The organism is Moorena sp. SIO2C4 (assembly GCF_010672485.1).
GTDB lineage: Bacteria > Cyanobacteriota > Cyanobacteriia > Cyanobacteriales > Coleofasciculaceae > Moorena > Moorena producens.
The window spans coordinates 1-1149 of the sequence record NZ_JAAHGN010001546.1 but is presented as its reverse complement, the minus strand read 5'-3'; the positions used below and the strand labels follow the sequence as shown (position 1 = coordinate 1149).

1 protein-coding gene and 1 pseudogene are annotated in these 1149 nt (G+C 42.6%); both read left to right on the top strand.

Going from position 1 to position 1149, the window contains the following annotated elements:
* Positions 1-259: pseudogene (locus F6K20_RS39400) on the top strand (hypothetical protein); the annotation flags it as partial.
* A gap of 239 nt (positions 260-498) precedes the next feature.
* Positions 499-1149, top strand: a 651-nt coding sequence (locus F6K20_RS39395; RefSeq protein ID WP_287298584.1) for a substrate-binding domain-containing protein, incomplete at its 3' end; no start/stop codon positions are given.

The window sequence follows — 1149 nt, the reverse complement described above, 5'->3', positions numbered from 1 at the left end:
TGTCGCTAGGCAACAATTACAGCAATTAGCGACTAGCTTAAAGCACAATATTACCCTTGCCCGACAAGGGGAAGATGCCAGACAAGCCCAGGTGATTGCTCTAGCTACTTTGATTACTGATACTGCGGGAGTTCTACAACAGTTGCAGAATCGCCTGCGCACAAGCAATTTAGAAGATACCCAAGCCGTGGAAGAATTGCGCTCCCTCAGTACGGAATTGGCAGGTTTTCAAGACAATATGGCTCTTTTCCTATCTTAACTTGATAGTAAGCTATCAGCTATCAGCTATCAGCTATTAGCTATCAGCTATCAGCTATAGCGGTTTTCAATACCCAATTGCAAACTGCTTTAAATAACTTAAGTTTAATACCAACTGATCTATTCCCTGTTCCCTGTTCTCTGTTCCCTATTCCCTCTTCCCTCTTCTCTGTTCCCTATTCCCTGTTCCCTAAAAAACCAGAAATATGTACTCAATAAAGTCGCAAATCGTTATAAATCATGGATAATAAAACCACTAAAACAATTACCTCCCTGGGGATTATCGCTGTTTCCCTAGGCATTGCCTACGCTCCTTTACCAGGGGGAAATCAAACCCTTTATGTGGTAAGTGGAACAGAATTGCAAGAACCCCTGGCTGTTCTCGAACAACGTTTTGAAGAAACCCATTCTACTATTAACATCGAATTGAAATTCCAAGGCTCCCAGGAATTAGTCAATCGCTATCTCGATGAAACGAATGATTTTAAACCCACAATTTTAATTCCCGCTAATGGGGTTTTGTTGAATGAGTTAAGCGTCTGCTGGCAAGCCCAAAACACTAGTGAACCTTTTTATGATAACCCCCAACCCATTGCCAAAACCCTCTTAGTAGGTATTGCTTGGCCAGAACGGGGACAAGTTCTGTTTCCCGATGGTCGTTTTCAATGGTTAAGACTAGAAAATGCCATGAAGAAGCGCAATTGGCAGGAGATTGGAGGCAATCCTAACTGGGGTAGTTTTGACTTTGTCACTACCGATCCTAATCGTTCCAATAGCGGACAACTGACCTTAAGTCTTTGGACACAGAATAATTCTGGGGGCGCAACCTTATCCCCAGCTAATTTTAATGGCCCGGAAATTCAATCTCTGTTCAGTTTAGTCAAGTGGTCA